General features: G+C 55.4%; 7 protein-coding genes and 2 tRNA genes. 5 read left to right on the forward strand and 4 right to left on the reverse strand.

Translation table 11 applies throughout. From position 1 onward, the window contains the following. Positions 1–123: 123 nt before the first annotated feature. A tRNA-Leu gene (locus ACEWL3_RS18870) sits at positions 124–209 on the reverse strand. A 124-nt stretch (positions 210–333) separates the two neighbouring features. Next, on the reverse strand, positions 334–1638 hold the full coding sequence (locus ACEWL3_RS18875) for a peptidoglycan-binding domain-containing protein (RefSeq protein WP_435001403.1): 1305 nt from the start codon (positions 1636–1638) through the stop codon (positions 334–336). A 206-nt stretch (positions 1639–1844) separates the two neighbouring features. On the opposite strand from ACEWL3_RS18875, the gene ACEWL3_RS18880 reads away from it, so the two are divergent. Both ACEWL3_RS18880 and lipB read left to right on the forward strand, forming a co-directional pair. Beyond that, complete coding sequence (locus tag ACEWL3_RS18880) at positions 1845–2519, forward strand: DsbA family oxidoreductase (protein ID WP_386182848.1); 675 nt, start codon at positions 1845–1847, stop codon at positions 2517–2519. Between the two features lie 38 nt (positions 2520–2557). Further along, positions 2558–3214 carry a lipoyl(octanoyl) transferase LipB gene (gene lipB / locus ACEWL3_RS18885; protein WP_386182850.1) on the forward strand — a complete coding sequence of 219 codons (657 nt, stop codon included), beginning with the start codon at positions 2558–2560 and terminating at the stop codon, positions 3212–3214. Here the strand turns inward: lipB and ACEWL3_RS18890 are convergent. Then, entirely contained in the window at positions 3211–3651 is a 441-nt protein-coding gene (locus ACEWL3_RS18890) for a response regulator (protein ID WP_386182852.1), read from the reverse strand. The two genes, lipB and ACEWL3_RS18890, sit on opposite strands and share 4 nt — an antisense overlap. After that, positions 3648–4907, reverse strand: coding sequence for a PAS domain-containing sensor histidine kinase (locus ACEWL3_RS18895; RefSeq protein WP_386182854.1), 1260 nt, complete (start codon positions 4905–4907; stop codon positions 3648–3650). The genes ACEWL3_RS18890 and ACEWL3_RS18895 overlap by 4 nt, the downstream gene beginning before the upstream one ends. 255 nt (positions 4908–5162) lie before the next feature. Between ACEWL3_RS18895 and ctaD the strand changes: the two genes are divergently transcribed. The 3 genes from ctaD (at position 5163) to ACEWL3_RS18910 (ending at position 7600) form a co-directional block, all read left to right on the forward strand. Further along, complete coding sequence (gene ctaD / locus ACEWL3_RS18900; RefSeq protein WP_386182856.1) at positions 5163–6836, forward strand: cytochrome c oxidase subunit I; 1674 nt, start codon at positions 5163–5165, stop codon at positions 6834–6836. A gap of 327 nt (positions 6837–7163) precedes the next feature. Continuing rightward, positions 7164–7358, forward strand: a complete 195-nt coding sequence (locus ACEWL3_RS18905) for a hypothetical protein (RefSeq protein ID WP_435001406.1) — start codon at positions 7164–7166, stop codon at positions 7356–7358. A gap of 167 nt (positions 7359–7525) precedes the next feature. Continuing rightward, a tRNA-Gly gene (locus tag ACEWL3_RS18910) sits at positions 7526–7600 on the forward strand. Positions 7601–8100: the final 500 nt, after the last annotated feature.

Raw genomic sequence — 8100 nt, forward strand, 5'->3', positions numbered from 1 at the left:
GAATTGCTCAACGGATTGTGAAAGCGCAGGGAACTTTTGTACGCACGTCTTGCGGTGTGCATGAGAAGAGAAACGTCCAACCCAACACGCCTCAAGTAGCTGATGGCGGCAGGTCAAGAAAAATGGTGCGGTCGGAGAGACTCGAACTCTCACGGGTGTTACCCCACAGCGACCTCAACGCTGCGCGTCTACCATTCCGCCACGACCGCACGCCATGGATGGTGAGAAGCCGTTTAGCTAAAGTCGCGGGCGTTGTGAAGGGGCAATCGGTAACAAAAAACCCCCGGAGCAATGGCGCACCGGAGGCGTTTGCTAAAGGCTTGGAATGTAGGCCTATTCGCTGATCGAAAAGGTCGGCAAACCTGTGCTTGAGGCGGGTTGCGCCTGTGGCAAAGTTCCAGCGGCAGGAACACCGCTGCTGCGTAATGAGGCCTGACGGATCAGTTCGGTCCGCTCTGGCTGACCGGGGACAAACACAGCGGCGGCCCCTGAATCAGCGGCGGCAAGGCCCGCTTCGTACCAGCTGGCGGCCATATCAACGCGCTTGGCCGGACCAAACCCTTGCGAAAGATGGTGTCCCATCAATTCGCCGTAAACCCCCTCACCAATTGCATAAAGCAGCAATGCGGACCCCACGGCCACGTCCATGTTATCGGTGCGGTATCCGACCCCGAGACAAATCTTGGCCGTGCCTTGCAACTGTGCTGGCGACATGCCGGTGGACAGCACAAAGGACGACACGTCGGCCACCACAGCGTCACGGGATTTCAGCGACAGTGATGCCACCTTGTCTTTCATCGCCGGACCAAAGCCTGCGCATTGCGTGGCGATCTGATCGGGAGTGAACCCTTGAATCTGGCTCACCAGTTCTTCGGATTTGGCAATCGCGTAGGTGCGTGCAAGGCAGAATTGCTCGTTCAGCGCCACGTTCGGATCTGACATGCTGGCCAAAGTGGTGAACCCGCCGTTGGTGTTGGTGATCAAAGAAACCGTGTTGCAGTGCGAGGCAAGTGAGGCCTGCGTGCCCGCCCCCAGGAAGTTTGGCAGCCCCGTCGTTGATGCAGCGGCTGACGTGGCGGCACCTGCCAGAGGTGCGGCCGCCGGGGCCGTAGCCGCAAACGTCGGTGTCGTTGCCTGCGGTACAGATTGCGGCGCGACAACAATGGTTGTTGTCGGTGCAGCAGCGGCAGGAGAATGGCCCGCCATTTCAGAGCGATAGGTTTTCAGCAATCCGCGGGTGCCGTCCGGCGTTGACGCGACCTGCTGTTGTACTGCATAGCCGCCCGCCAGTGCGCGGTTGTAGCTTGAAATCAGCAGATTATTTTCAAATGCAGACAATTGGCCAGTGACAGGGTAGCCCAAATAGGCCTGATATTGTGACACCGCGTTGCGTGTCTGACGGCCCAACTGGCCATCAACAGCGCCTGCGTTAAATCCAAAATAGTTCAGGGAAGCCTGGATATTCCGACCTTCCTGGGTCGATGGGATGCTGGACCCGGTTGATTTTTTCCGGGTTACCGTGCGGCTGCGTGTCGTTGTGCGGCGCTGGTTCTTGATGCTGTGACCCACTACCCCGCCAATGATCGCGCCTGCGATAAAGTCGCCTGCGTCAGCTTCGGCGCGATCTGCGGGTGTCATCGTTAGGGATGCAGTCAAAATTGCCCCTGTTAATACCTTAAAATGCATAGTCCCTCTCCAAAAAATGAATCACTTAATTGGCCAAATGCTAGCACAATATAGCTTCAGACCAAAATGTTGTTGGCCTTAAATACAGGCTTTGGGGATTGAAAAACCGCCAGATCGTACCGATTTTCAGATATTGCCTTCCCACAGGAGCCTGCATCATGTCCGATACCCCGACCCCATCCGAACCTCCGGTTGTTCAAATTGACATTGTATCGGATGTCATGTGCCCCTGGTGCATTGTGGGCTACAAACAGCTTGAACAGGCCTTGGGCATGGTCGGTGCAGGTGCCTATATCCGCTGGCATCCGTTTGAATTGAACCCGGCAATGCCCCCCGAAGGTCAGAACCTAAGCGCGCATATTTCTGAGAAATACGGCCAGACGCGCGAACAATCCGCGCAGAACCGTAAAATGCTGACCGACCTGGGGGCCGATCTGGGCTTTAAGTTTAATTTCACGCCGGACAGCCGGATCGTGAACACCTTTGCCGCACATCAATTGTTGGATTGGGCACAGCAACACGGGTTGCAACACCCGCTCAAGATGGCGTTGTTTGATGCGCATTTCACCGATGGCAAAGATGTGTCGCAGGCCGATGTGCTGGTCGATGTTGCCGCCTCCGTTGGCCTGGATGCGGCGCAGGCTGGCGACGTGCTGGCCTCGGGCAGCCAGGCGGAAGATACCCGCACGCGGCAGCAATTCTGGACCTCACGCGGCATATCCGGCGTGCCCTCGATGGTGTTTGACGGGCGCTATTTGCTGACCGGGGCGCAAGGCGCGCAAACCTATGCTCAGATGCTGCAAAAAGTGTTGGCAGAGAAAGACGCGGCATAGGGCTTTCGCGCCTTACCTGAGCGCGCTAAACCGCTTACATGGTAGAATGGATCATCACCGACGGCCTGACCGATTATCGCGAAGCCGAGGCGTGGATGGAAACGCGTGCAGCGGCAATTGCAGCGGGCGAAGCAGATGAATGCATGTGGCTGGTCGAACACCCTGCCCTCTATACCGCTGGTACCTCTGCGCAACCTGCGGACCTGACCGACCCGGACCGATTCCCCGTCTATGAAACCAAGCGCGGCGGCCAGTACACCTATCACGGACCGGGCCAGAGAGTGGTTTATGTGATGCTTGATGTTGCCGCACGGGGGCGCGACGTGCGGTGCTTTGTGCGCCAGCTTGAGCAATGGGTAATCGCCACGCTCGATCAGTTCAATGTGCGCGGCGAAATCCGGGCCGGGCGTGTTGGCGTGTGGGTGGAGCGGCCTGAAAAGCCGAGAAATGCCGACGGATCGGTCGCAGAGGACAAGATCGCGGCCATCGGCATTCGCCTGCGCAAATGGATCAGCTTTCATGGCATCAGCATCAATGTCGAACCGGACCTGAGCCATTTTGGTGGGATCGTGCCCTGCGGGATCACCGACCACGGGGTAACGTCGCTGATCGATCTGGGGTTGCCTGTGACGATGGATGATGTCGATTTGGCCCTCAAGCACAGCTTTGAGGCGACGTTCAGCACCTCACGTTAAGCACGGCTTGCCACGGGCTGTGGCGACTGGCGGGCAAGGGATTCGTCCACCAGATCCATAAACAGTTCCGACCGGATCAACTTGTTGCTGAAGCAGTGCACATTCGGGTCCGCCTCTGCACGATCATGATCTGATTGGAGCAGTGAGGTCGAGAGCATGACGATGATCATTGGGCCGCTGTCCCCCATGCCGCGCGCGGCGTATTGTTCTAGAAACTCAAAGCCCCCCATGCGCGGCATGTTGATATCAAGCAGAATCAATTCGGGCAGCGCCGCCCCCTCTGCGACATGTTGCTCGATGATGTCGAGCGCCGCCTCCCCGTCCGTGGCAACCAGAACGCTGCGTGCCCGCCCTGACCTTTCGATGATCCGCTTGTGCATGATGTTTGTCACGGCGTCATCGTCCACCAGCAATACCGAATTTATCTGATCTGTCATGGCACAACCTTTCGTGGGAATGTGAGTGTGAACTTGGTCCATTCACCCAACACGCTGTCTATCCTGATGGCACCGCCATAGCGCTGGATGCTTTTGCGAATGGTAAAAAGCGCGATACCACTGCCCGGCGGATCCACATGCGCGCGCTTGAACAAACCGAACACTTTATCCTCGTCGTGTGGCAGGTTAAGGCCCGTTCCATTGTCCCGCACTGAGACGCAGACCGCACCGGGAATTTCCCAACTGCGCAAATGGACGGTCGGTGTGCGGTCGGGATGGGCATATTTCAGGGCATTGCCAATGAGATTTTCAAGCATGCTCGACGTTTCAAAGGGCGGGTATTGAATCGTCGGTGCCGCGTCAAAATCCATCATCACAATGGCATTCAATTGTTCCACCGTGTGTTTGAGAACATCACAGGCGCTGGTGGCAAACTCTGCCAGATCAATGGCGATCACCGGGCTCAGATCAGCCGAGCGTGCGCGTGCCACCCGCACCAGACTGTCCAGCTTGTCACTTGCCTGCAAACAGCTGGTTTTCATCATGCCAACCAGCCCGCCCTGATCCGCGGTCAGTTCAGGCCCGTCTTCTTCCAGCATTTCGGCGAGGTGGCTCAGATTGGAAATGGGCACTTTCAGATCGTGGGTCGCAATATAAGTCAGCTGTTCAAGTTCATCGTTAGTGCGCATCAGTTCGGCAGTACGGTTTTCTACCGTTGCTTCAAGGCTTTGGTTCAAATCCGCCAACTCGCGCGTTCGTTCTGCAATACGCTTTTCCAGCGTCGCATTGAGGCAGGAAAGTTCAAGCGAACGGATCTTTTGTTCCGTAATGTCGCTGGCACAGCCGATGTGACGCACAACAGATCCGTCTGCCGCACGTTGAAAAACCGCGTCATTATTCACCAACCACACCATTGCACCGTTGCGGGCATTGGCGCGGTACTCGTACTGCGCTGTCTTGCCATCTTTCAGCATAGCGAGGCTGTTGAAATAGCGGATCAACCCGTCAATATCATCGGGGTGGATCACCCGCTCCAACATCCCATCGCCCATATCTATGATCTCTTGAGATGAATAACCCAAAAGCGTGGCGATGGACCGGTTGGAGTACTCGTTGGCCATCTTTTTGTGATTGAAAACATAGATGATACCCGGCACCAGCGAAACAACCTGCTCCAGGAATGCCAGGGCTTCGAAATCCGCCACCGGCGGTGCCGGTAAGGTGATATCACTATTCGCTTGCGGCTGTGCCTGCATTCTTGAGCTCACATTTTCAAAGGTCATTTGCAGTAAGGCACATCGCGGATGAAAAACGCGTTAAAGACATCGCTAAAAGTTGACCGATCAAGGGACCTCATCCCCTGCAAACATCGCTATGAGTTAAAAAATAACTCGCCCTGCGGCAAACCCGCCCATTGCCCCCGGCGCATGACCGCACTAAAACGTGAGGGACTCCGCACGCGTTTGCACAATTAAGCGTGGTGCATCACATCTTTATTCAGGAGGCACCGCATGGCAGACGCAGCCATTCAAGGCCATGACCATCACGACGAACGTGGGTTTTTCACCCGCTGGTTTATGTCCACGAACCACAAAGACATTGGTATTCTGTACCTGGTCGTTTCAGCCTTTGTCGGCTTTATTTCGGTCGCATTCACCATCTACATGCGCCTTGAGCTGATGAACCCGGGCGTTCAGTACATGTGTATGGAAGGTGCGCGTTTCATCGCGGACAGCAATACGCTTTGTACGCCAAACGGCCACCTGTGGAACGTGTTGATCACAGGTCACGGCATCCTGATGATGTTCTTTGTGGTTATTCCGGCGCTTTTTGGCGGATTTGGCAACTACTTCATGCCACTGCAGATCGGTGCGCCGGATATGGCGTTCCCAAGGCTGAACAACCTGTCGTTCTGGCTTTATGTATTTGGCACCACATTGGCGATCTGTTCGGTTCTTTCACCGGGCGGCAATGGTCAGTTGGGGTCCGGCGTGGGGTGGGTTTTATATCCACCGCTGTCGGTCAAAGAGGCTGGCATGTCGATGGATTTCGCGATCTTTGCGGTCCACGTTTCAGGTGCTTCGTCGATCCTTGGTGCGATCAACATGATCACCACGTTCCTGAACATGCGTGCCCCCGGCATGACATTGTTTAAGGTGCCGCTGTTTTCATGGTCGATCTTTGTCACCAGCTGGCTGATCCTTTTGTCTTTGCCAGTTCTGGCGGGCGCGATCACCATGCTGCTGATGGACCGCAACTTTGGCTTTGCGTTCTTTGACCCCGCCGGCGGCGGTGATCCGGTCTTGTACCAGCACATCCTGTGGTTCTTTGGCCACCCGGAAGTGTACATCATCATCCTGCCCGGCTTTGGTATCATCAGCCACGTGATTGCCACGTTCAGCCGCAAACCAATCTTTGGCTATCTGCCAATGGTCTGGGCGCTGATCGCCATTGGCGCATTGGGTTTCGTCGTCTGGGCGCACCACATGTACACCGTGGGCATGACATTGAACCAGCAGGCCTACTTCATGCTGGCAACAATGGTCATTGCGGTGCCGACCGGCGTTAAGGTTTTTAGCTGGATCGCCACCATGTGGGGCGGTTCGGTCGAATTCAAAACACCAATGCTCTGGGCGTTTGGGTTCCTGTTCCTGTTCACCGTCGGCGGTGTGACTGGTATCGTGCTTAGCCAGGCTGCCGTGGACCGCTACTATCACGACACGTACTACGTTGTGGCGCACTTCCACTATGTGATGAGCCTTGGTGCGGTGTTTGCGATCTTTGCGGGGGTCTACTTCTATTTCCCGAAAATGACCGGCAAAATGTACCCTGAATGGGCAGGTAAACTGCACTTCTGGACCATGTTCATCGGTGCGAACCTGACGTTCTTCCCCCAGCACTTCCTGGGCCGTCAGGGCATGCCGCGCCGCTATATCGACTATCCCGAGGCGTTTGCCTATTGGAACCAATGGTCGTCAATCGGCGCGTTCCTGTCGTTCGCTTCGTTCCTGTTCTTCTTTGGGATCATCGCCTACTCGCTGTTGCGGGGGCCCAAGGTCACGGCGAACAACCCATGGAACGAATATGCCGACACGCTGGAATGGACACTGCCCAGCCCGCCACCAGAGCATACGTTCGAGATCCTGCCAAAGCAGGAAGACTGGGACAAACAGCACAGCCACTAGTCTGGCAGTGATCTGAAAAACTTAAGAAGGCTCCAACGGCGGTTGGGGCCTTTTTTAATAGTGGTCCCTTGGATTTGACAAAGACAAAGAGGACATGTGGATTTCCAACTCATATTTTTTTGGAGATTTGAAATGCGTTGTTTGATACTGGCCTCGACCCTCGCCCTGACAGCCATGCCCGCGTTGGCCTTCGACATAGGCTTTGACTGGCCAGGCCTCAGATCCTGTACCAACTGAAAACCAAACCACGTCTCCAACCCCGCCTTTGCCCTGCGCGACGTTCCCGCAGGGACCAAATACATCCATTTCAAAATGGTCGACCGAAACGTGCCCAACTACAATCACGGCGGCGGGGTGGTAGCGTATAACGATCTAAAGGCGATCCCAAGCGGCGCGTTGAAAAACAAAAGCCCCTGCCCCCCAAACGGAAGCCACGTCTGCGAATGGACGGCAACCGCACAGACCAAAAAGAATGGCGGCAAGATCGGTATCGCAAAAGCACAGCGCAAGTATCCTGAATAACACAGCCAAGGATGCAGACACCTTCAGGTCGCGGATACGCCCGGCGTGACGCAAAGGCGTAATACGCTGTTCTGCGACGTCAGCCCTATCAGACTTTTTTTGCTGTTGGCGATTTTTCCCCCTTGCAGCCGTGGCGCAGGATGGGTATCTCGGCCCCACTACCGGATGCGGGCGTAGCTCAGGGGTAGAGCATAACCTTGCCAAGGTTAGGGTCGGGCGTTCGAATCGCCTCGCCCGCTCCAGGTGGTACCTAAAGAAAACAAAGAGTTACAACTTTTGTTGTAGCTCTTTCTTCTTTTCTGGACAATAAATTTCTTGAACGTTCACAGTTACAAGTGTGAACGTCTTGGTTGGCAACGTGCACAAAGCAGAGCTTTTGCAGTCCCGCTCTACCCCTGAGCTACGCCCGTTTTTCGCTAAACGAGCAAATTTTCGCCCAGAAATGTTAACGATTGGCATCACGTTACTTTGGGTGGCACGCAGGCTCTGCGAAGTGTCTCATGTTGCCAGCGAATAAACTCCCAGAGAGCTCGCTAGAGAGTCTCTAGACCATTCTCGAGTAAAGTCAGTCGGTGGGCTATAGGGTGCCTCTGAGAGGCTACAGTGTTGATTTCCGCCGAGAAGTGACCCGGTATTTTCATCGAGATTTGACCCACCCTTGTTTATGTCTCAGCGGTCATGTTGTGGTCAATGCTGGTGTCTCCTTTCTTGTTTTCTTTGCCGCCTCGGAACTGGCCTTGAA

Origin of the sequence: Sulfitobacter sediminivivens, assembly GCF_042611115.2 — a bacterium.
In the GTDB taxonomy this organism is placed as follows: Bacteria; Pseudomonadota; Alphaproteobacteria; order Rhodobacterales; family Rhodobacteraceae; genus Sulfitobacter; species Sulfitobacter sediminivivens.